The 19899-nt window shown below is 64.2% G+C and carries 16 protein-coding genes; 6 read left to right on the top strand and 10 right to left on the bottom strand.

Annotated features, from left to right (window positions below; all coding sequences use genetic code 11):
• Positions 1 to 53 precede the first annotated feature (53 nt).
• From ACM9ME_RS09865 to ACM9ME_RS09855, 3 genes are all read right to left on the bottom strand, one after another.
• The gene (locus ACM9ME_RS09865; RefSeq protein ID WP_415643289.1) at positions 54 to 2399 is read right to left on the bottom strand and encodes a TonB-dependent receptor; all 2346 of its coding nucleotides are present in this window, start codon (positions 2397 to 2399) and stop codon (positions 54 to 56) included.
• 149 nt (positions 2400 to 2548) lie between these two features.
• On the bottom strand, positions 2549 to 3940 hold the full coding sequence (locus ACM9ME_RS09860) for a hypothetical protein (protein WP_415643288.1): 1392 nt from the start codon (positions 3938 to 3940) through the stop codon (positions 2549 to 2551).
• Entirely contained in the window at positions 3937 to 4578 is a 642-nt protein-coding gene (locus ACM9ME_RS09855) for an ATP-binding cassette domain-containing protein (protein ID WP_415643287.1), read from the bottom strand. The genes ACM9ME_RS09860 and ACM9ME_RS09855 overlap by 4 nt, the downstream gene beginning before the upstream one ends.
• A gap of 105 nt (positions 4579 to 4683) precedes the next feature.
• Here ACM9ME_RS09855 and ACM9ME_RS09850 point away from each other — a divergent pair, with 105 nt between their 5' ends.
• Both ACM9ME_RS09850 and kynU read left to right on the top strand, forming a co-directional pair.
• Positions 4684 to 5601: an alpha/beta hydrolase family protein gene (locus ACM9ME_RS09850; protein WP_415643286.1), complete on the top strand. Its 918-nt coding sequence runs from the start codon at positions 4684 to 4686 to the stop codon at positions 5599 to 5601.
• A gap of 2 nt (positions 5602 to 5603) precedes the next feature.
• Entirely contained in the window at positions 5604 to 6827 is a 1224-nt protein-coding gene (gene kynU / locus ACM9ME_RS09845; protein WP_415643285.1) for a kynureninase, read from the top strand.
• On the opposite strand, the gene ACM9ME_RS09840 is transcribed toward kynU, so the two are convergent.
• The 5 genes from ACM9ME_RS09840 to ACM9ME_RS09820 all read right to left on the bottom strand — a co-directional run bounded on the left by ACM9ME_RS09840 (position 6824) and on the right by ACM9ME_RS09820 (position 11762).
• Complete coding sequence (locus tag ACM9ME_RS09840; RefSeq protein WP_415643284.1) at positions 6824 to 8077, bottom strand: HupE/UreJ family protein; 1254 nt, start codon at positions 8075 to 8077, stop codon at positions 6824 to 6826. The two genes, kynU and ACM9ME_RS09840, sit on opposite strands and share 4 nt — an antisense overlap.
• Positions 8077 to 9507, bottom strand: a complete 1431-nt coding sequence (locus ACM9ME_RS09835) for a tetratricopeptide repeat protein (protein ID WP_415643283.1) — start codon at positions 9505 to 9507, stop codon at positions 8077 to 8079. The genes ACM9ME_RS09840 and ACM9ME_RS09835 overlap by 1 nt, the downstream gene beginning before the upstream one ends.
• A 2-nt stretch (positions 9508 to 9509) precedes the next feature.
• Positions 9510 to 10211, bottom strand: coding sequence for a DUF4331 family protein (locus tag ACM9ME_RS09830; protein WP_415643282.1), 702 nt, complete (start codon positions 10209 to 10211; stop codon positions 9510 to 9512).
• On the bottom strand, positions 10211 to 10879 hold the full coding sequence (locus ACM9ME_RS09825; RefSeq protein WP_415643281.1) for a DUF4331 family protein: 669 nt from the start codon (positions 10877 to 10879) through the stop codon (positions 10211 to 10213). Before ACM9ME_RS09825 ends, ACM9ME_RS09830 begins: the two co-directional genes overlap by 1 nt.
• Positions 10880 to 11165: 286 nt before the next feature.
• Positions 11166 to 11762 carry a TetR/AcrR family transcriptional regulator gene (locus ACM9ME_RS09820; protein WP_415643280.1) on the bottom strand — a complete coding sequence of 199 codons (597 nt, stop codon included), beginning with the start codon at positions 11760 to 11762 and terminating at the stop codon, positions 11166 to 11168.
• Positions 11763 to 11911: 149 nt separating this feature from the next.
• Here ACM9ME_RS09820 and ACM9ME_RS09815 point away from each other — a divergent pair, with 149 nt between their 5' ends.
• The 4 genes from ACM9ME_RS09815 to ACM9ME_RS09800 are packed head-to-tail and all read left to right on the top strand — an operon-like array spanning position 11912 to position 17987.
• Positions 11912 to 13057, top strand: a complete 1146-nt coding sequence (locus ACM9ME_RS09815; protein WP_415643279.1) for an efflux RND transporter periplasmic adaptor subunit — start codon at positions 11912 to 11914, stop codon at positions 13055 to 13057.
• Positions 13058 to 13063: 6 nt separating this feature from the next.
• Positions 13064 to 16222, top strand: a complete 3159-nt coding sequence (locus ACM9ME_RS09810; RefSeq protein WP_415643278.1) for an efflux RND transporter permease subunit — start codon at positions 13064 to 13066, stop codon at positions 16220 to 16222.
• Entirely contained in the window at positions 16219 to 17661 is a 1443-nt protein-coding gene (locus ACM9ME_RS09805) for an efflux transporter outer membrane subunit (RefSeq protein ID WP_415643277.1), read from the top strand. Before ACM9ME_RS09810 ends, ACM9ME_RS09805 begins: the two co-directional genes overlap by 4 nt.
• A 35-nt stretch (positions 17662 to 17696) precedes the next feature.
• Positions 17697 to 17987 carry a hypothetical protein gene (locus ACM9ME_RS09800; protein WP_415643276.1) on the top strand — a complete coding sequence of 97 codons (291 nt, stop codon included), beginning with the start codon at positions 17697 to 17699 and terminating at the stop codon, positions 17985 to 17987.
• Here the strand turns inward: ACM9ME_RS09800 and ACM9ME_RS09795 are convergent.
• Positions 17917 to 19083: an alpha/beta hydrolase gene (locus tag ACM9ME_RS09795; RefSeq protein WP_415643275.1), complete on the bottom strand. Its 1167-nt coding sequence runs from the start codon at positions 19081 to 19083 to the stop codon at positions 17917 to 17919. The genes ACM9ME_RS09800 and ACM9ME_RS09795 overlap by 71 nt on opposite strands.
• 15 nt (positions 19084 to 19098) lie before the next feature.
• Positions 19099 to 19809, bottom strand: coding sequence for a helix-turn-helix transcriptional regulator (locus ACM9ME_RS09790; protein ID WP_415643274.1), 711 nt, complete (start codon positions 19807 to 19809; stop codon positions 19099 to 19101).
• Positions 19810 to 19899 lie beyond the last annotated feature (90 nt).

Genomic DNA, 19899 nt, shown 5'->3' with positions numbered 1-19899 from the left:
CAGCCCGATACCGGCATCACCCCGCTGGAGGATGATGCCGGTCGGATGGCTGTTTAGCGGAACGAGCCGCTGAACGAGACGCCGAACACGCGCGGTTCGTTGTAGATGCCGGCGCGATAGTTGTTGGTGTCGATCACCCCGACCAGATTACGCTCCTTGGTCAGGTTGCGGACGAAGCCGGCGATTTCATACGGCCCGAACACATAACCCGCCTTCAGGCCCAGCTCGAACTGGCCGTTCGAGGCATATTCGACCGACTTGTATAGGACGTAGTTGACCTTGCCCTGCATGTTGAAGTCGGACGACACGAAGAAGCGGTTGTCGTCGGTGACCGGAATGTCCCACCGCGCGCCGAGGTTGATGTTGAACGTCGGAGCATTGGGCAGCGAATTGCCATTGATCTGCGCGAAGAACAGGTTGCCCCTCTGCACGACGGGATTGAGCACGGTCTGCGACAGCGTCGGCACGCCGCCGATCACCACGGAACCGACCTGCGCGAAGACGTTCTTGTCCTTGATTGCGGTGTGCAGCAGGCTGAGCCCCGCATTGAAACGGAAGTTGCGCACTGGACGCACATCGAATTCGGCTTCGAGGCCATAGCCATCGGCCTTGTTCGCGTTGAACAGCACGCCGTTGCCGTTGCTGTCGTTGCCGTTCAGCTGGATGTTCTTCACCTGATAATAGAAACCGGTCAGGTTGAAGTGCGCGCGATTGTTCATGAACGCGGTCTTCACGCCGGCTTCGTAGCTGGTGTTGGTTTCCGAATCCGCGGTCGTGTACGAACTGTTGAACACCGCCGAACGGCCCTGGATCGTCGGGCCGCGGAAACCGCGGGCAACACGCCCATAGAGGCTGATTTCATCCGTCGCGGCATAAAGCAGGCTGGCATCCCAGCTCGGCTTGGTGTCCGACAGGCGGCAATCCTGCGCCGTCCCGCAGGCATAGGACGACGCCGGAGCCGTTGGCGGAACAGGGTTCAGATTGACGAAGTTCGGGTGCAGCAGCAGCGTGGTGTGCTTGCGGTCGTTGGAAATGCGCGCGCCGCCGGTCAGCGTCAGCTTGTCGGTCAGCTCATAGCTCGCCTGGCCGAACAGCCCCCATGACGTGTTGGCGTTGCGCAACAGGACGTAGTTGTTCGGGTTGGGCGCGGTGCCGAGCGCATTGCTGGTCAGGAAGAAGCTGCGCTGGTCGAATTCGGTCTTGTCGCGGCTGTCGAAATAAATGCCGCCGACCTGCCATTTGAACGCACCGGTGTCGGGGCTGGCGAGACGCAGTTCCTGGCTCCACTGGTTCAGGCCGCGCAGGCGACCCTGCGATTCACCGAAGCCGAACGGCGCACCGTTGAGCGGGAAATTCACGCCCGCGCCACCGTCGGTGTCGCCGCGGCTGAAGCCCTTGGCATGCTCATAGGCGGTGACCGAGGTCAGCGTGACGCCGCCGAAATCGTAATCGGCCTTCAAGGACGTGCCATAGGTCTTGTACGCCTGCGGGTTGTTGACCGCTTCGTCATACGCGACCTGACGCAGGTTGAGCGTCGGCGACTGTGCGTGCGATCCTTGCAGGATCGAACCGCGATAGAAGATCGACGCGGTGCCGTCATAATCGCGATAATGACCCGACAGGCGCAGGTTCAGATTGTCGCCGGCCTTCGCCGCGATCTGCAGGCGCACGTCGCGCTCGTTGAACCCGCCCATGACGTTGGTGCCGGGCTTGGTGCCGTCGTCGCTGACGCCGGTATAGGTGTTGCTGATCCAGTCGTCGCGGTGCTGGTACAGCGCCGACAGGCGGAACGAAACCGACCCGTCGCTGGTCAACGGTCCGCCGACGCCGGCATCGACGTTGACGCTGTTGAACGTGCCATAGCTCGCATTGACCTGACCCGAGAACGTGTCGCTGGGCTTGGCACTGTCGAACTTGATGATGCCGGCGGTGGTGTTGCGGCCGAACAGCGAGCCTTGCGGACCTTTCAGCACTTCGACTTGCGCGATGTCGAACGCAGGGTTCGATTTGAGCACGACGTGCTCCATGACGACATCGTCCTGGATGATCGACACCGGCTGCGATGCGCCGAGGTAGAAATCGATATTGCCGAGACCGCGAATGTAGAAGCGCGGGAAGATGCGCCCGGTCGTCGATTCGACATACAGGCTGGGAACCTTGCCCGACAGCGTCAGCAGCGTGTCGCCACCGGCTGCCGCGAATTCCTTGACCGACTCACCGCTGAGCACCGACACGGCAACCGGCACCTTGAGCGCGTCTTCGTTGCGGCGCTGCGCGGTTACGATGATCGTGTCATCGGGCGCGGCATCGGCAACGTCGGCAGCCCAGGCTGTGGCTGGCGCACAAAGTGCCATCGCCGTCGCGGCGCGCAGAGTCGTCTTGAACAAAACGTTCATCATCGGTTTGATTTTCCCTTTTGGACGTGCCGGTGCTGCAACGCAGCGGCACCCTTTTGCGTGCCGGCCCATAGCGTTAGCGATTCATCGTGACAAGTATGTTGCACTGCGGCATTCAGATCGCGAAGGTGTTGGTCCTCGGATCCGACCGGTTACGACGACAGATAGCCGTACCATAATATCAGCAGCACGAGGCGCGGCGCGAAAGCTGAGCGGCTGATCGCCGCGAGGCCGATTGCAAGCATCGCCGCCGCACCGGTCGTCCCGATCATCAGGACCAATGGCTGCGGCGACAGGCGCAGGGCTGTGGCGGGCAACGCCAGCAATATCGCCCAGCCAAGACCCGCCACGAGGAAGGCCGATCGCCGGATCGCTGGCGACATTTGCGTGGTGCGCGTCAGCGCCAGCAACCCGCTCGCCTCGCTTCGCCCGGCATGCGCGGACAGGCCGAAGATCAGCAGCAGCAGACTCGCTGCGCTGCCGACGTGCCGGAAATCGCCGAACACGCCCGCAATCGCCGATGCGGCGGCGAGCAGGTGGAACAGTCGGCCGCCGCCGATCAGGCGAAACTCGGCGGCAACCAGGCCGATAAACGGCGCTGCGACTGGCGCTGCGGAGGGCGCTCCCTCAACCGCCAATGGCGGCGGACCAGCCGCGAACAGCCGCGCTATCCTGCCCACGGAGCGTTGTTGCAGCCGCGCGGTATGCGGTCGGTATAACAGGCCAGCAAGGATCGCGACCGCAACGGCGATCGCCGCCCAGGCGAAGCGCGACGCCAGATAACCCGGCGCGCCGATGCCCGCGAGCACATCGAGCGGCACGCGGCCGGGCAGGATTCCGGTCGTGCTGCCGATCGAGAAATCATTCCCGATCGATGGGGCGGGGCCGACCAGCGGACGCACGAACCCGGCAAAGTCGTACATGTTCGAGGCGAAGCTCGACCGCTCGCCGCTCACCGCTGCGGGCATCGCGATACTGGCCATCCACGCGATAAAGAACAAAGGCTCGCCTAACCAGCGACGCGTCGCTGGAAATGCATCGAGCAGCGCGCGAAACGCGGCAAGGCCCATCACCGACGGCCCGGCGACGAGCCAGAGGCAGGCGGTCAGCAGCAGCGGATCATACGGGCCGGTGACAATCAGCCAGCCGAGCAGCCATCCCGCGAGCGTTAGCGTCGACAACATGCCGAACAGCACGGCGACATCCGCGCCGAACCGTCCCAGGGCAATCGGAATGCGCCGCGCCGGCGTGACCTCCTCGATTTGCCACGGCTGGCGGCGCGTGACGTTGGCGCGGAGGTAGATGAAGCCGATCGGCAGCAACAAAGTCGAAACGACGATGCCCAGCGAAATGCCGAGCATCGCGGAGGTCATAACCGGCAGATGGTTGCCGATCGCGATCTGCACGCCCGACCCGTCATCGCGTGCGATCATGAACCGCGCCCCGATCGGCCCGACCAGCAGCATCAGCCACAAGCCATGGCTGCGCGCATAGCGTTTCAGCGTCGTGGTCAGCGAAGACTGCCCAACGGCGAGCGCGCTCACGCGGTGGCGACCTTGCCGTCATCGACCCGCAATATGGCGGTCGCGGAAGGCCGTAGATCGTCGGCGAGATGCGTCGTCATCACGACCGCGGCGGTGCGGGCATAGTCGAGCACCAGCGCTCCGACGCGGTGGGCGGTTTCGCTGTCGAGTTCGGCGGTTGGTTCATCGAGGGCCAGCAATTCTGGCGCGCCAAGCAGCGCCTGAGCGAAAATCAGCCGTCGCCGCATGCCGCCCGAAAACGTTGCGATGCGATTGTTGATGTCGGCATGCAGGCCGATCGCATCGGTAATCGCTGCGAATTGCCGATCCGCGGCGCCAAGCTCGAGCCCCTTCAACGCTGCCATGTGCAGCGCAAATTCGCGCGCGGTCAGGTCGTCGGGCAGATCGACCGCCTGCGGGGCGTAACCCAGCACGCGACGCAGTTCCGCACGCGCAGCCGGAAAGGGCGCGCCGTACCAGCTGATCTTTCCGCGGGTCGGTTTCTCGGCCGTCGCGATCAGGCGCAGCAGCGTCGATTTACCCGCGCCGCTGGGACCGGTGAGCAAGGTCAGCCCGACCGGAAACGATATCGTCACATCGTCCAGCACGTTTTTGCGCCCATAGGTCTTGGTCACATTGGTGAGATCGAGCTGGGTCATGCAGCTGTGTTACTCACATAATACAGATCGCGCAATGCTGTTCGGCGCGCGTTGTCCCACGGCCATGCTCGTGTATCATCGGACGGCAATCACGATCGGCCGGGAATGAAATATGTATTGTTGGCAGCAGTCGCCTTGCTCGGACTGACGCTCGTCTCCCCCGGCGGCACCGACGCGACGATGCCGTGGGTCGATTTGATCAGCCGTCCCAAGCCGCAACCCGACGCGCAGATGTCATATGGTGCCGATGCACTTCAGCATGTCGACATCTGGCTGCCGAAAACAGCCGGGAAACACCCCGTCGTGTTGATGGTCCATGGCGGCTGCTGGCAAACCCATATCGCCGATGCCACGTTGATGAATTATATCGCCGGCGATCTGCGCGCGCGCGGGATCGCGGTGTGGAACATCGAATATCGCGGCATCGACCGGCCCGGTGGCGGTTATCCGGGCATTTTCCTCGACGCCGCGGCGGCAGCCGACGCACTCGCCGCCAATGCCACGCGTTACGATCTGGACATCGCCAACGTCGTCGCGTTCGGCCATTCGGCTGGCGGCCATCTCGCTTTATGGCTCGCGGCACGGGAGCGTATTCCCGCCGACAGCACTCTCCATGCGAAGGCCCCGTTGAAAATCGCCACCGCGATCAGTGTCGGTGGCCTTCCCGACCTCGAGGCGGCACAGAGAGCGCCCGGAGATACCTGCGGTGTCGAAGCGGTGCATCTGCTCACCGGCACACCCAGCGAGGGGCGCCCCAACGTCTATCGCGATACGTCGCCCGCCGAACTAATGCCGTTTGCAACGCACCAGGTCCTCGTCAACGCGTCGCTCGATCGCATTGCGCCGCCGTCTTTCGCCGATGCTTATGAACGACGCGCCAAGGCGCGGCACGTCGTGCTGCGCCGGGTCGTCATTCCCGGCGAAGGGCATGTCGAACTGATCGCGCCGGGCAGCGCCGCCTGGGCGGCCGAGGTCCGCGAAATCCAGCGCGCGTTGCATCTCCCGGTCGAGACAAGCAAATGACGATGCCGACGCTCGAAGACGCGCAGGCGCTCGACCGCGCCGATCCGCTCGCCGCCTTTCGTCAGCGGTTCAGCCTGCCTGAGAATGTCATCTATCTCGACGGCAATTCGCTCGGCCCGTTACCGGTCGAAACGCCGCGGCGCGTTGCCGAAGCGGTCGCGAAAGAATGGGGCGACGGCCTCGTCACCAGCTGGAATGACGCCGGTTGGGTCGATGCGCCGCACCGTATCGGAGACAAGATCGCACGTGTGATCGGCGCTCGGCCCGGTGAGGTCGTCGTCACCGATTCCACCTCGGTCAATCTGTACAAATTGATCATGGCGGCGGCACCGCTGAGCCCCGGCCGCACCGAAATCCTGACCGAGCGCGGTAATTTCCCGAGCGACCTTTATGTCGCCGAAGGGGCCGCGCGAACGCTGGGTCTCGAACTTCGCGTGGTCGATCGTGACGATCTTGTTGGGGCGATGTCGTCGGCGACGGCCTTGGTTATGCTGACTCAGGTCGATTACCGGTCGGGCTATCGCCACGACATCGCCGCGATGAACCGCATCGCCGCCGGCCATGACGTGCGAATCGTCTGGGATCTAAGCCACAGCATCGGCACGGTGCCGCTCGATCTCGGACGTGATGGTGTCGAACTGGCGATCGGCTGCGGTTACAAGCATTTGAACGGCGGGCCGGGCGCCCCCGCTTTCCTGTATGTGGCGAAGGCCCTTCAGGATAAAATTACCTCGCCGATCTCGGGCTGGTTCGGCCACGCGTCGCCGTTCGTGTTCGACGCCCGCTATCAACCCGCGCCCGGCATTTCCCGGTTCCTCGCCGGCACACCGCCGATCCTGAGCATGGTTGCGCTGGAAGCCGGCGTCGATCTGATGCTGGAAGTCGACCAGAACGCGCTCTTCGCAAAATCGGCGCAACTGTTCGACCTGTTCGCCTTGCTCGTCGCGGCGCGCTGTCCCGAGTTGCGGCCGGTGTCTCCGGACGATCCAGCGACGCGGGGCGGACACATCTCGTTCGCCCATGACCATGCGTATGAAATCATCCAGGCATTGATCGCGCGTGGTGTCATCGGCGACTTCCGTACCCCCGACGTCGCGCGGTTCGGGATTACGCCACTCTACACCCGCTTCGAGGACATCTGGCGCGCCGTCGACATCCTTGACGACATCATGGCGCGCAAGATTTGGCAGGAGCCGCAATATGCGGTGCGGCGCGTCGTTACTTAAGAGGCGAACGGCAGGGTGCCCACCTCATCCGGTCGGTCGCGACCGTATTTCAGCGCGACGAGCGTCAAGACGACCAGCGCCCCAGCGAGCCACAGACTGTGGTTCAGCCCGGCATCGATCGTCTCCGCGAGCGGGTTTGGTGTCCCGCTGACGCGCTCGACGATCCACGCCGTCGCGGCGATGCCGGCAAAGCCAGCGCCGACTTTGCGGAAATAGGGATACCAGCGGGTGCGCGACAGCATGATGAGCAGCGGCATGATCGCGATGACCACCATAAGCTGAACGATCTCGATCCCCAGATTGAAGCCCAGAATCGACGCGGCTTTTTCGCCGATGCCGAGGCCGAAGCGGCTGACGACGGTGGCAAAGGCGAGGCCGTGAACCAGCCCGAACCCCGCCGCGACCACCGGCTCGCGCCCCGGGAAGATCGGCCGCCAGGCGTGGATGGCCGACACCAGGATCGAAATCGCGATGCCGATTTCGACGGGCGGCGCGGGCAATTGCCAGCCGAAAAACGCCGCGCCGATCAGCGTGATACTGTGGCCGACGGTGAAGGCGGTGACGATCAGCGCGAGCTTGCGAACCGCGTCGCGCGGTTGACGCGGACCGCCCCACGCACCGCTCGCCGCCAGCAAGGGGGCCGGGAGCAACAGTGCGATCAGGAACAATAAATGGTCGTGCCCCTCGGCGATATGTTCCATGCCGAGCGAGATGGCCGCGGACAGGCCCTTCAGCGCGCGACCGTCACCACGATCGATTGCCAGCGTGCGGCGTGGCCCCTGCAACGCGCCGAGAACTTCGCGCGAATCGTTGAGCTTGCCCGCCGAAAAATCGCTGCGCGCGACGAACAGCACGAAATGGCTGGGCACGGTGTCGATGACGGCATTCCAGACAATCGTCATCCGCCGCGCGGTTTCGCCCGGCGGCGGGGTTATCCGCAGAATGGCGTGCAGATCGGGCGGACCGGCGATCTGGACGAATTCGATCGACTCGATCGCGATTGTCCACGGTTTGCCGTCTGGGCTGGTCACCCGAATACGGCTGGTGAGGAAGGCGCGCGCCATGTCGAGCGACCGTGCGCTGTGATCGATCGGGTTGCCGGTCGCATAGCCATATTCGCCAAGCGGGATGATCACATCGACCTGCGCCTCGCGCTGTCCGAAATCGATCTGCACTTCCGAATTGGGTGTCAGATGCGCTTCCACCGGGCGCGCGAAGAGCAAGACGAGCGCCAGAAGAAGCCAGCGCATCAGTGATTGCCGAACCAGATCAGCGCCGCATTCGGGTCGAACGCGCGCGGATTGATGTCGAGCGCGGTGTCGCGTGCCGCATCGCTGCGCGTGCTGTCGCCGAGCATCGCATAGGCTTGCGACAAGGCGCCATATTGCTGCGCGGTGCGCCACTGTGTCTTGTTCAGCGCTTCGACCAAGCGCGCGGCCTCGTCCGCCTTGCCATTGGCGATCAGCGCCCAGGCCAGCATCGTGACCGAATCGCCATAAGGGCGCGCCGCCATATTCGCGCGGGCGAGCGACAACGCGCGCGCCGGATCGCCGAGCACGAGTTCGTGTTCGAGCGCATGCGCATAAGCCGCCTCGGGCAACATCCCCAGCCGGCGATCCCAGACCGGCGCCGATCGCGCGGCCCAGGCGCGGCTCGCCGGACCGTTGCCCGCCACCCGGTACAGCACGGCGAGCGCGTCGATGACATCGGGCTGCCCGGTTCGCGCGATGATCGTGTGATAGGCTTGCGCCGCTTCGTCGAGCTTGCCGCGCAACGCCGCCATTTGCGCGACATGCGCCTCGATCAGCCAATAGCCGGGAAACGTCTGGTCGGCTTTGCGAAACAGGGCTTCGGCATCGTCCCAGCGACCGCGCGACAATTCGACCACGCCGCTTTGCAGCCAGACATTGGCCATGAACTGCCGGGTGCGCGCGGTATTCATCCGCGCGCTGCGTTCGAACTGGGCGCGCGCCGCGTCGGGATGCCCGGTCTTGTATTCGAAATTGGCGATGCGAAAGGCGAGGCCCATGCCATCGTCGATCGCCGCCGATGCGCGATAATGCGCCGCGGCCTGGCCATATTGTCCGGAGTAAAACGCCACGTCGCCGCGTAACGCTTCGGCTTCGGCGCGGTCGCCCTTGTCGGGTCGCACCGCGGCGGCGTCGAAGATGCGCAGATCCTGCGCAATCGGGGCCATGCGGTGGACGGTGAAATTCGCCACCGCATCGGTCAGGAGCGGCCCGCTGCCGGCAATCGCCTCGGCTTTGCCCTTGGCCAGAGCGAGCGTGGCTTGCTGAAGATCGTCGAACGACAGCGTCAGGCGTGCCCGGCCCATCAAGGCGCGGGCGTAGCTTTCCTGAAAAATCCAGTCCTGCGGCCGGGCGCGCACGCGCTCCGTGCCCAGGGCCACTGCATTGTCGGCGAGCACCACCGCCGCGGCATAGTTTTTCGGACCATAGCTCAGCGGCAGGGTGTCGATGGGTGGCGCTCGATCGGACGTGGTCGCTGGATGCAGCAACCGCGTCAGGGCAAGGACGACCAAGCCTGCGACCAGAATCGCGATCGCCAACTTCCAGAGGCGGGATTCGATCGACGCGGCGGTTGGGGGCAAGGCCAGCCCCCCGCCAAGGTTTGAGAGGATCGGGCGCGCCGCGCGAATGGCGCGCCCCTCATCGGTCACGATCAGATCGGCGTTGCGCAGACCGTCAGCCCGGCGCGCTGGAAATCGTCTGCCAGCGCGTTGGTCAACGCGGTCAACTGGGACTTGATCGACGGCACGAACATGCCCGCCGCATCGTCCGCCGGATTGGCATCGTTATAGGCGTTCTTGGTCGACGATCCGATAAGGGCGGTCGCCACTGCCGGCATGCCCATCCGGTCGACCCGGGTATAGGCACTGACTGGATCGGTTCGGAAATCGAAATTAACGCCGGTTGTCGCCGACAATGGCGGCGATCCCTGTGCCGGCGCCAAATACGGGAATGTCGTGCGGAACGGCATGTCATTCGCGGGCGGATTGACCGGCAAGAAGGCGAGTGTCGTCGGGCCATTGATCGACAGTTTGAGGAACAGGACGTTCAATGTGACGTCGATCACCGGATCGGGCAGGCGGCGGCCGTTGGGAAAGCCCGATGCTCCGGCGAGGTCGATGGTCAGCATGTCCGGTACCACCAGACTGGCCACCGTCGCCGTGGTTCCGGGGACGACCTGATCCAGGCAGGGCTGGACGTTGAAGCTCGTCGGCGTCGGCGATGGCGACGGGCTGGGTGAGGGGGACGGCGCCGCGACGATCGGTGCCGACGACGAATCATCGCCACAGGCGGTCAGTCCGAGCGCGAGCGCGACAGGCGCGACGAAAGCCAGTTGGCGTGCTTTACCCAACATCACAGCTGTCCTCCGAAACGCGCGGTCGTGCCCCAGATGCCGATCCGGTTGGTCCCGTTCTCAATCCGGCTGCGGGGAATTTCGATGACGATCGCAGTATCATTCTGGCCGGCGAAAAAGTCCCGGTTCTTGTCGAACGCGAAGGTGCCTGTGCTCGATGTCGTCCGGAACCCCTGCAGGTCGAAGAAGAACGGATCGTCGAACAGCCCGGCGCGGACCGTCACGCCGTCCTTTACCAGAGTGGTTTCGACCGGTCCGGTGATCGTGCCGGTGACGCCGGGCAAGCCGGTGAACTGAACGCCGAATTGATTGGGCGCGCTGGGGTCGGCGCCGAAGCGGACGGTGATCGGAAATGTCGGCGTGGTGCGCGGCGACGCATTCGAAATGTTGATCGTGTACAGGACGTCACGATCATAAGTGGCCGGGGCGGTTTTCGCCTGCGGTCCGGCAAACGTCATCGCAATGATCAGCGACGTCGCGGTGTGCCAGGCGTAAACATCGGCAATATCGGCCGGCTTGTCGGGCGTGGTGTCGAACGCGGCATCGGTGCGGGTCGGCGGATCGAGGTGGTCGGCGGCGCGCAGGAAATCGTTCGGCATGAACAATGCTGCGGACACGGCAAGCATTGCCGCGCCTCCCGCAATCATGATCTTCGTCGCTCGTCTCATCGTCCGTGTCCCCCTATTCCCTGCCGACGCATCGACCGATCCAAAGCTTGTCCACGTGCGGCGCACAACCCAACCGCAGGACACTTTTTGTAACAACCGCCTGTCGATCGGTTGTCCTCGGTCCCGTCGGCACACAACATCGTAAAGTCGCCTGCGCGCTTGATACGCGCAGAACAGCTACGAAGCGAGACCCGGAAGGCTTCGCTGCGGTCGGATTTTTTTGGGCAGGCGCATTGAGTTGGACGATTCGTACGGTCGCTTTCGCAACCAGAACGCGCTGAAGACGTCAGGCCGGAGTTTTGGCCGCGACCGACGCGGCGACGAGCGCGTTCAATTCGCGGTCGAGCGTCGCCTGCACGCCCCTGACCACGGCTGCCAAATCGACGTCGGGTCGCATCAATTGCTGATGCGTCATCCCGATCGACAGCGTACCGATCACATCGGCCAGTGTAGCACGCTGCGCTGTGAGCGCGTCCCCGGGCGCGATGAGCCGCAAGGCCTCGTCCATATGCAGGCGCAACTCGTCCTGAATCTGGCGAAAGATCGCCGCGATGCGCGCACTGCGGGCCGATTCGGCGAGGATTTCGGCGAACAACCGTGCATCGTCCGGATTGTCGCTGGGCTCGACGAATTCGCGCAGCCACGCGCGGACCGCGTCGGTGTCGTTCTCGCGAATCGCCGCCTCGAGCACTTCGTACATCATCAACCGCCCGCAATCGGCTTCGACCAATTCGGCGACGATTTCTTCCTTCGATGCGAAATCGCGATAAATCTGCCCGATCGCCACGCCCGACGTCTTGGCCACCTGCGCCATGCCGGTGGCATGAAAACCGTTCTCGATGAACAATTTACGCGCCGCCTGCGTCACGCGTTGGCGCCGCAACTCAGCCCTGCTCGCAGGGGCGACGGCATTGCAACATGCGCCGGTCAAAGTTTTTCTCCGCGGTTCATCGCTTGACGAAGCATCCTTGTTCGCAGTAGCCGCATTTGTGAGCGATCGTTCACTCACATAATTTTTCAGCGGAATCAACCATGTCCACAACGCGTGCCGCCCTCGCGTCGATTCTTGTCCTGTTGTCGGCCTGTCAGGGCAAGCAGGACAATCCCGCGCCGCCGCCGACTGCGGTCGGATATGTGGTCGTGTCTGAACAGGCGGTGGCGTTGTCGACCGAACTGCCCGGCAGAACCGCGCCGTTCGAAACGTCCGATGTGCGACCACAGGTCAACGGCTTGATCCGCGCGCGTTTGTTTACTGAGGGCGATCTGGTTCACGCCGGACAGCCGCTCTATCGCATCGATCCCGCGCCGTATCAGGCGCAGGTGGCGAGCGCGCGCGCCGCCCTCGCCAAGGCACGCGCAAGCATCGCTTCATCGGCGGCCTTGGCGCGTCGTTATGGCGAGTTGGTCAAGATCAATGCCATCGCGCGGCAGGAATATGAGAATGCCCAAGGCACTGCCGCGGGCAACCGCGCCGACGTCGCCGCGCAACAGGCGGCGTTGCAGGCGGCCGAGATCGATTTGTCGCGGACCACGATCCGCGCGCCGATTTCGGGCCGCATCGGGCGGTCGCTGGCGACGACGGGCGCGCTGGTGACGGCATCGCAGGCCGATCCGCTGACGACCATCTCGCGGCTCGACCCGATCTATGTCGATATTCAGCAATCGAGCACTGACCTGCTGCGCCTGCGCGAACAGCTGCTCGCCGGACAAGTGGCGCGCACAGGACCCACGCAGGTGCGGGTCAAATTGGAAACGGGGACGATCTATCCGCAAACGGGTACGCTTCGTCTGACCGATGTGACGGTCAATCCGACGACGGGGTCGCAAACCGTTCGAGCAATCATCCCGAACGACGCGGGGCTGCTGTTGCCTGGCATGTTCGTGCGCGCCGTTCTGCCCCAAGGAACACAATCGCGCGCCATTCTGGTCCCGCAACGCGCAGTCAGTCGTGATGAACGCGGCAATGCGACCGTGATGGTCGTCGGTGCGGGCAACAAGGCCGAGCCGCGCGTCCTGCAGACCTCGCGCGCGCAGGGCGACAACTGGATCGTCACAAGCGGCCTGAAGCCGGGCGACAAGGTCATTGTCGAGGGCGGCATGATGTTACGCCCCGGCATGGTCGTGAACCCGTCGCCCTTCGGCAGCAAGCCAGCTGCCGCTCCCGCAAAGGCCGGATAAGCCCGCATGTCACGTTTCTTTATCGACCGCCCGATCTTTGCCTGGGTGCTGGCGGCCATGGTCATGCTCGCGGGCATCATCGCGATCCGCGGGCTGCCCATCGCGCAGTTCCCGGCGATCGCGCCGCCCGCCGTTTCGATCACCGCGACCTATCCGGGCGCGGACGCCGAGACGCTCGAGCGCACGACGACGCAGATCATCGAACAGCAGCTCAAGGGCATCGATCACCTGCGCTATTTCTCGTCGTCGTCCAGCTCGGCCGGGACGGCGACGATCACGGTGACGTTCGAACAAGGCACAAATCCCGACATCGCGCAGGTGCAAGTGCAGAACAAGCTGCAGGCGGCGACGCCGTTGCTGCCGCAGGAGGTTCAGCAACAAGGCATTCTCGTCGCGAAGGCAACGCAGAATTTCCTGCTGTTCGTTGGCGTCTACTCCGAAAATGGCGCGCACAACGCCGACGATCTGTCGGATTATATCGTCTCCAAGCTTCAGGACCCGCTCGCGCGCGTCAACGGCGTCGGCGATACGCAGATGTTCGGGTCGCAATATGCCATGCGCATCTGGATCGATCCGCTGAAGCTCAACAATTATTCACTGACGATCGCGGATGTCCGCGCCGCGGTGATTGCGCAAAATGCACAGGTTTCGGCAGGGCAGATCGGCGCGCAGCCGGCGCCGAAGGAACAGATGCTCAATGCTACGGTATCCGTCGCGTCCCGCCTGAACACGCCGGAGCAGTTTCGCGCGATCAGCCTGAAGAGCAATTCGGACGGGTCGATCGTCCATCTGGGCGACGTCGCGCGCGTCGAAATCGGCGCGGAGAATTACGGCTTTACCTCCGAATGGAACGGCAAGCCGGCGTCCGGCATCGGCATCAAGCTGGCACCGGGTTCCAACGCGCTCGAAACCGTGACGGCGGTCAAGGCGCGCGTCACCGAAATCGCCAAGCAGTTTCCGCCCGATGTGAAGGTCATCTTTCCTTACGATACGTCGCCGTTCGTCCGGCTGTCGATCAAGCAGGTCGTCGAGACGCTGGTCGAAGCAGTGGTGCTCGTGTTCCTCGTGATGTTCCTGTTCCTGCAGAACTTCCGGGCGACTTTGATTCCGACAATCGCGGTGCCGATCGTGCTGCTTGGCACGTTCGCCATCCTGTCGATCGCGGGCTTTTCCATCAACACGCTGACCCTGTTCGGGATGGTGCTGGCGATCGGACTGTTGGTCGACGATGCGATCGTCGTCGTCGAAAATGTCGAGCGCCTGATCCGGACCGAGGGGTTGAAGCCCAAGGACGCGGCGCGCAAATCGATGGACGAGATTACCAGCGCGTTGGTCGGCATTGCCCTGGTATTGTCAGCGGTGTTCCTGCCGATGGCGTTTTTCGGTGGATCGACCGGCGTCATCTATCGCCAGTTTTCAGTCACCATCGTGTCGGCGATGGTCCTGTCGATCAGCGTGGCGCTGATCCTCACCCCGGCATTGTGCGCGGCCATTCTGAAGCCCCACGATCCGCACAAGAACGAAGGCAATGGCCCGCTTGCGCGGTTCTTCCGCTGGTTCAACGACAAGTTCGACCGCGGCCAAGCCCGTTATGAAAAGAGCGTGCGCGGCATGATCGGCGGGTGGAAACGCTCCGTGCTGGTCTACGCGTTGATCTTCATCGGCATGGGCGTGCTGTTCGCACGCCTGCCCACCGGCTTCCTGCCTGAGGAGGATCAGGGCATCATGATCGCGCTGGTGCAAGGACCGGCGGGCTCGACCACGGCGCGCACCCAACAGGGTCTGGACACGATCCGCGACAATTTCCTCAAGAACGAGGGGAAGAACATCCAGGGCGTCTACACGATCAACGGCTTTAGTTTTGCCGGGGCCGGGCAGAATAGTGGCATCGCCTTCATTCCGCTGAAAGGCTGGGAAGATCGGGCCGGTTCCGCGAACAAGGCGTCGGCGATCGCCGGACGCGCGATGGGCTCATTGTCGCAATTCAAGGACGCGCTGATTTTCGCAATCGTGCCGCCGGCGGTGCCGGAACTCGGCAATGCGACGGGCTTCGATGTCCAGATCGTCGACGAGGCCGGGATCGGTCACGCCAAGCTGGTCGAGGCGCGCAACATGATGCTGGGCATGGCCGCACAGAATAAATCGCTGGTCGGCGTCCGCCCGAACGCGCTGGACGACGCACCGCAGCTCAAGATCGATGTCGATCACGACAAGGCGCGGGCGCTGGGGCTGGACCTCGGGAGCATCAATCAGACCATCTCGAGCGCCTGGGGCGGTTCGTACATCAACGACTTCGTGGACCGCGGACGCGTGAAGCGCGTCTTCATCCAGGCGGATCAGGCGTATCGCATGACTCCGGAAAACCTCGGCGACTTCTATGTCCGCGGCGAAACCGGAACGATGGCCCCCTTCAGTGCATTCGCCACCACCCGGTGGGCGCAGGGACCCGTGCAGCTGACCCGCTATAACGGCCAGCCGTCGATGGAGATTTTGGGCACTCCTGCCCCCGGGGAATCGTCAGGTGCGGCAATGGCCGCGATCGAAGCGATCCATGCCAAACTGCCGCCGGGGACGGGTTTGGAATGGACCGGTCTGAGTTATGAGGAGCGGCTGTCCGGCGGGCAGGCCCCGGCGCTGTACGGGCTATCGCTGCTGATCGTGTTCATGTGCCTTGCGGCGCTTTACGAGAGCTGGTCGGTGCCGATCTCGGTTTTGCTTGTCGTGCCACTGGGAATTTTGGGTGCGGTGCTGGCTGCCACGCTGACCGGCCTGTCCAACGACATCTACCTGCAGGTCGGACTGATCACCACGATCGGCGTGTCGGCCAAGAACGCCATCCTGATCGTCGAATTCGCCGAAGAAAAACTGCGCGACGGACTGGCGCCGTTCGATGCTGCGATCGAGGCGGCCAAACTGCGCCTTCGCCCGATCCTCATGACCAGCCTCGCTTTCATCTTTGGCGTGTTCCCGCTGGCCATCGCCAATGGCGCGGGTGCGGGGGGCCAGAATGCGATTGGCCGCGCCGTCGTCGGCGGCATGTTGTCGGCGACGGTGCTTGCGATCTTCTTCGTGCCGCTGTTCTTCGTCGTGGTCCTCGGTCTGTTCAAGAAACGCCACAAGGCGAATGCGGAAGTTCATGACGAACCCGCAGTGGAGGGTGCATGACCCGGACATCGATCTTCGCGGCGTTGGTCGCCACGACGTTGCTCGCCAGCTGCGATATGGCGCCGCATTATCTTCGCCCGGCTGGCGCGGTTCCGGCGTCGCTGCCGCAGGGGGGCATCTATCCGCCCGCCGCAACCGACGCGCCCGATATCAGCCGCATCGGCTGGCGGGATTTCTTCGTCGATCCGCGTCTTCAGGCGGTGATCGCACAGGGCTTGGACAACAACCGCGACTTGCGTGTGGCGGCAGGCAACGTGCTCGCCGCGCGGGCGCGCTATCGCGTCCAGCGTGCCGATCAGGTGCCATCGACGGGCGTCGCCGGCGACGCGACCTTTACCAATACCGCCGGATTTGCTGCCAATGCCGGCGCAGCGGGCGGCGGCAGCCAGAATATCGAGGTCTACACCGCCAATGTCGGCTTCTCGAACTTCGAGCTCGACCTGTTCGGCCGTGTCCGCAACCTGAGTAAAGCGGCGCTCGAACAATATTTCGCGACCGAGGAAGCACAGCGTGCCACCCGCATCAGCCTGATCGCCGAGATCGCCAATGCCTGGCTCACGGCGGCGGCGGACCGCGATCAACTGGCGCTGTCCCGCCAGACGCTCAAGGCGTTCGAACAGACGCGGACGCTGGCCCAGGCGCAGTTCCGTATCGGGGTGGCGAGCGAGCTCGAAGCGCGGCAAGCGGATTCGCAATATCAGGGCGCGCTCAACGATATCGCGGTGCTGGAGACGCGCATTGCGCAGGACCGCAACGCGCTCGAACTCCTCGTCGGCGCGCCCGTGTCCGACGCGCAATTGCCCGACGCGCTGGGCGAAGGCCGCGCGACACTCGACAATCTTCAGGCGGGACTGTCGTCCGAATTGCTGCTCCGCCGCCCCGACGTGCTGCAGGCCGAGCATCAACTGATTGCCGAAAACGCCAATATCGGTGCAGCGCGCGCCGCACGTTTCCCGACGATTTCGCTGACCGCGACGCTCGGTACGATCAGCAGCGCGCTGTCCGGCCTGTTCGGCAATGGCAGCGGAACCTATTCGGCGGGGCCGTCGATCAATTTGCCAATCTTCGACGGCGGCAAGGGTGCGGCCAATGTCCGGTTGTCACAGGCCAATCGCGATATTGCCGTCGCCAATTACGACAAGGCGATCCAGACGGCGTTCCGCGAAGTCGCCGACGCGTTGGCGCAGCGCGGCACGATCGATCGTCAAATCACCGCGCAAAGCCGGCGTGCGGAATCGGCGGGCGTGGCGGCAAGATTGTCCGACGCGCGCTACCGTGTCGGCGTCGACTCGTTCCTCACCGCGCTCGATGCGCAACGGGTGGCTTACGCCGTCAGCCAGCAACTGGTCACGACGCGCCTGACGCGTTCGACCAACCTCGTCACGCTGTACCGTACCCTGGGCGGCGGGTTGCGCGAGACGGGCTTGCCAAACCGATAAATCGGCGTAGCTTCTCTTCCAAGAAGAGGAAGATGATGATGGACGAAACGACCGTTCGCACCATCGATTCGGGCGACGAAAGCCTGATCATGCTGCAAAGCCTGCTGTGTTTGCTGCGCGAAAAGAACGTCCTGACGCGCTCCGATATGGAAGAGCTGTGTCACAAGGTCAGTCAGCGCGCGGCCGGTGTCGCGGACGGTCCTCTTAAATGCTGTGCCGAAACCGCCAAGGCGGCCTCCGCTGACATGGAACAGATTACCCGCTACCTTGGCCAACGCTACGGCGGTAAGCATGGCCGGTATACGCTGCCCAATCTGCCCCGATAGCCAGTTTTGCGGTGTCCGGGGCGAGGCGCGCTTGGATACATGCTCCTGCAACGCGGTCCGCCACGTCCGCACAATGCGTCATGTGCAGGAAATTGCCGCCTGATGGCAGTTTCACCAGATCGGCCATGGGCAATGCATGACGCCAATGCGCGATGGCCGAACTGAGATCGCCATCCTCCTCGATATCGCCATAGATCAACGTCCAGCCATGTCCGTCGATCGCGGCAGGCTGTGGCCCCAGTCCCAGTTCGAGGGCTTCGTCGAGCATGCCCGTCAGGCCGATTACCGCCTGTTTGGTGCCGCGCAATATTTCCTTTTTCGCGGTCGGATCGTCGAACAATGCGGCGTCGAGCGGATAGCCGCGTGATGCGGTGCGCCACACCCGCTCGAGCACCGCATCGCTGGCATAAGCCGCGACATATTCGGAAAAACGCCGCGCCAGGCCGGGAAAACGCGTAAACATCGCGCGTGACCGGTCGACCAGATCGCGCCCGCGATGCTCGTCTTTGCGCGGACCTTCGGGCCACAGCATCACCCCCCCCGCCACCAGGCCTCGCGCCGACAAATGCGACGCGATGACCGACGCGGTGCAGCACCGCGCCACGACCAGCGGCTGGTCCACGTCCAGCGCCGCCATCACCTCGATCGTGTCGTTCACACCGGCTTCGGTCGGCGTGCCCGGCGCGGGGTCGGTCAGGCCGAATCCGGCGCGGTCGAACGCGATCGGTCGCAGCCCGCGAGCCTGCAACGCTGTGATGAATTGCGCCGGATGATGCCGTCCGGTGACGTTACTGTGCAGGATGACGACCGGACGTCCGCCGCGCGGTCCATGATCGACCACCGCGATCCGTCCGGACGCCCAGCGGCGCGGGACGAAGCGCAACAGTTCGGACGATGCGCCGTTGAGCCCGACGGTCACTTCGCACGCCTGTGCCAATCCATGCAGCGCGGCGATTTCGGCGACGCGACGCGACAAGGCAGCGGCGCTGTCGACGCCGTAATTGGCGAACACCGTTTTCAGATCGGCCTTGGCGCGATTGGCGCTGATGCCGAGCGTGGCGGCGGCATCGTCGCGGCTGTCACCTCGCGCGATCAACGTCGCCAGCCGCGCCTAGCGCTCGGTGCCGCCGAACAGGTCGCGCAACAGCGCGACCGGCGGGCGCTCGGGCGGCATTTCGCCGATGCTCAGGCGCAGCGTCAGGCGGATCAGTTCGGCCTGACCGGCCGCCCCCGTGCGCGCCATTGCCGAGGCCAGTAATTTGCGCGCGGTCTCATACGCAATGCCGCAGCCATGCGCCGCGCTGCGCAAATCGCCCGTTTCGGTCAGCGCCTGAACCAGCCGCGTCTGCGCGCCGGTCAGCCCGAACACCCGTCCGATCGTCCGCCAGCGACCGGGATCGGGACGGAAGGCGAGCAGTCCATAGGCCGCCTCGCCCGAGGCCAGCGCCGCCGCCACATTCGCCGCCAGCGGCCATGACCTGGCGACCGCGTGGCCCGCCGCGGCGATCGCCACCGGCTGACCGGTCTCGCGATCGTCGATCAGCGAAACGCGCGGCCGGTCGGCATGCGATGGCAGGTCGAACACGCGGTGGACCTGGTCGTCGCACCATTCGGTAAAGCGCAATCCGCGCGCGACGATGGTTCCGTCGGCGCGCGCTGCCGCCGACGCAAAGCTGTTGGCGGACAAGGTGATCGGCGGTCCGGATTCGCGCGCCGACCGTTCCAGCGCCTCGCCGAAGGCCGCCGCATCCTGGTCGAGCGGCCGCCACGACGCCGGATCGGCGACGAGCGCGTCGATCGAGATGCGGGTGGCGTCGGTCATATCCCGACGCTGCGCTGCTGCATCGTCACGCGCAAGCCGCAGTCCCGCTTCGGGACGTAAAATCAACGCGATGCTGTTCGCGCATACCCC

The sequence above is a fragment of the Sphingomonas antarctica genome (genome assembly GCF_965137005.1).
Classification (GTDB): domain Bacteria; phylum Pseudomonadota; class Alphaproteobacteria; order Sphingomonadales; family Sphingomonadaceae; genus Sphingomonas_O; species Sphingomonas_O antarctica.
This window is presented reverse-complemented; position numbering and strand designations above follow the sequence as displayed.

Excerpts from the sequence above, each read along its gene's own strand:
- ACM9ME_RS09865 (WP_415643289.1), bottom strand. The coding sequence starts at position 2,399 with ATGATGAACGTTTTGTTCAAGACGACTCTGCGCGCCGCGACGGCGATG.
- ACM9ME_RS09855 (WP_415643287.1), bottom strand. The coding sequence starts at position 4,578 with ATGACCCAGCTCGATCTCACCAATGTGACCAAGACCTATGGGCGCAAA.
- ACM9ME_RS09850 (WP_415643286.1), top strand. The coding sequence starts at position 4,684 with ATGAAATATGTATTGTTGGCAGCAGTCGCCTTGCTCGGACTGACGCTC.
- kynU (WP_415643285.1), top strand. The coding sequence starts at position 5,604 with ATGCCGACGCTCGAAGACGCGCAGGCGCTCGACCGCGCCGATCCGCTC.
- ACM9ME_RS09840 (WP_415643284.1), bottom strand. The coding sequence starts at position 8,077 with ATGCGCTGGCTTCTTCTGGCGCTCGTCTTGCTCTTCGCGCGCCCGGTG.
- ACM9ME_RS09830 (WP_415643282.1), bottom strand. The coding sequence starts at position 10,211 with ATGTTGGGTAAAGCACGCCAACTGGCTTTCGTCGCGCCTGTCGCGCTC.
- ACM9ME_RS09825 (WP_415643281.1), bottom strand. The coding sequence starts at position 10,879 with ATGAGACGAGCGACGAAGATCATGATTGCGGGAGGCGCGGCAATGCTT.
- ACM9ME_RS09815 (WP_415643279.1), top strand. The coding sequence starts at position 11,912 with ATGTCCACAACGCGTGCCGCCCTCGCGTCGATTCTTGTCCTGTTGTCG.
- ACM9ME_RS09810 (WP_415643278.1), top strand. The coding sequence starts at position 13,064 with ATGTCACGTTTCTTTATCGACCGCCCGATCTTTGCCTGGGTGCTGGCG.
- ACM9ME_RS09805 (WP_415643277.1), top strand. The coding sequence starts at position 16,219 with ATGACCCGGACATCGATCTTCGCGGCGTTGGTCGCCACGACGTTGCTC.
- ACM9ME_RS09800 (WP_415643276.1), top strand. The coding sequence starts at position 17,697 with ATGATGGACGAAACGACCGTTCGCACCATCGATTCGGGCGACGAAAGC.
- ACM9ME_RS09790 (WP_415643274.1), bottom strand. The coding sequence starts at position 19,809 with ATGACCGACGCCACCCGCATCTCGATCGACGCGCTCGTCGCCGATCCG.